At 40.4% G+C, this 1,879-nt stretch carries 2 protein-coding genes and 1 pseudogene; 1 reads left to right on the top strand and 2 read right to left on the bottom strand.

Annotation, left to right across the window (positions count from 1 at the left end; all coding sequences use genetic code 11):
- A partial coding sequence (locus AK963_RS36190; protein WP_238593882.1) for a hypothetical protein occupies nucleotides 1–214 on the top strand: 214 nt, incomplete at its 5' end.
- Nucleotides 215–297: 83 nt separating this feature from the next.
- Here AK963_RS36190 and AK963_RS28395 read toward each other — a convergent pair.
- Nucleotides 298–1,452 (bottom strand): proprotein convertase P-domain-containing protein, encoded by a 1,155-nt coding sequence (locus AK963_RS28395; RefSeq protein WP_066018646.1) that lies wholly within the window; start codon nucleotides 1,450–1,452, stop codon nucleotides 298–300.
- A gap of 237 nt (nucleotides 1,453–1,689) precedes the next feature.
- Nucleotides 1,690–1,879 (bottom strand): annotated as a pseudogene (locus tag AK963_RS36185) (IS630 family transposase); the annotation flags it as partial.

Here is a 1,879-nt window from a genome sequence, read left to right as displayed (position 1 = left end):
GATCATCCTGAGTTTTAATCTGACTGGCTATTTGATCTACCAGTTTTTCGTTGATTTCAACGCTCATTGTTATTCTCCATTTTGGAGTATTAACGACAAGCGTTTACACAATTTAAATTACATTCCCTTAAAAATAGGTTATTTCTTCTTTTACCTGATAGAAAGATATGATCAGGTAAAAGAAGATATGGCAATGGCTTCACCGATGAATTAACGAAGATTTTCATGTCTATTTGTGCTTGTCTATACGCTCAATTTAGTAACTGCTTAATATAGTCATGACACACACTTCGGTATTCATGCAGCATAAACAGAATCTGCTGCATCAGCAGAATCAGGGCAACCCATCTCAAGCCCCCAGCTTTTGAGCACACCACTGTCCGCATCATGATAATCAGTAATTTCAAGTGTCCAATTACCATAGGATTTGCTACCTGACATATCTACTTCATATGTTCTATGAATATCATCCTGATCACCTCCTTTCCTGTTGTGCAATACTTTTTGGGTACCATCCAGTGCAAATAACCTCAGTTTCAAATCCCCCCTCGCAGTATGATCAATATCTACTGTTACCTTCACCAGACCAGGGTCACCAACTTCGTCCACCTGTATTGAACTACTGGCAACCCCACCATGCATAGGGATTATCAAGTCATTGATTGGTATTGTATTATTATTGGTAAATTTCTGCTGTGTTTGAAATAGTGAAATTGACCATTGATCAATAACACCTTCATCCATTTCTATACGGTCGGAACACTCAAGACTCCAAGTGCCATTGGCATTTAGCCCGGTCAAATCCAGCAAGAATGTACGATCAATATTATCTGTCATCCCACCTTGTTTACTCTGCAGTTTTCTTAATGAGCCATCTGGCAGCCGTAACCCAAGCATTAAATCGCCACTGGCAGTGTGCTTGATATTTACATCAACTTCGACAATGCCTGCATCACCAGCTTGATCAATTTTGATTTCACTCTTGGCTGTACCACCACTGTATGGCCTCACAAGATTGGGTATCGGAACCGTATCGTTATTACTGAAAGCCCGACATATCAACAACGGTGGACTTGTTGTTGAAACCTCAGAAACCGGCTCTGTAGTTATTACGAGGTCAGATGAAGCTGGAACAGGGGATTGACTCATGTCAGCTTTTAATCCAGATGCAGGGGCATTATCAACCCCTGAAGCACTTCTATCTGATAATGAATGAGCAATTGGTGGTACAATAACAGCAGTGGCTAGAAGTCCACAACACAACCCGACCGCCACTTTCCCTGCCGTTGTTTTAAGACACCTTCCACACCAGCTTTTGGATTCCGGTGGATCTTCAAAACCATAACTCTCATCATCAGAGCTGTCTTCAACTTCAGAGCCTCTATTAAACTCAATGTCATAGTCTGTTTTTTTTGAAAAAGAACAATTAGAAATGGATTGAGACGGATTCACTCTATATCTACCTAGCATCTACAGAAAACAGAAAATAAAACATATTTTCATACTACCAACAGTTGAAAGAGTTTTTGTTCTTCAGCTGTTTTTGATTCTATTACACAACGTTGCACATGGGTTAATACCACCGGGACTTTCTGCACATAATTGTTAACAGACAGCTGGTTAGACCACTGATTTGTAAATAAATTCCTCTAGGCTTCTTGGCGTCTTTATACCAATTGAATTTTCTAACTACTGTATAACTGCCCAATCACGGGAGCACAGACTGAACAGTCGACCAGCTTCGCTGCAAAGGTTATTCCAAGCTTCACAGCAACAATCTACAATATTTTCATAACCTGAAAATGCTTTGTTTGATAAGTCATGCTCCCGCATCCACTCCCATAGCCTTTCTGAGCTGTTTAACTCCGGTGCGAATGGT

Source organism: Endozoicomonas atrinae, from assembly GCF_001647025.1.
Lineage (GTDB): Bacteria > Pseudomonadota > Gammaproteobacteria > Pseudomonadales > Endozoicomonadaceae > Endozoicomonas > Endozoicomonas atrinae.
The sequence above is the reverse complement of the archived record's forward strand: the minus strand, read 5'-3'. Positions and strand labels throughout refer to the sequence as shown.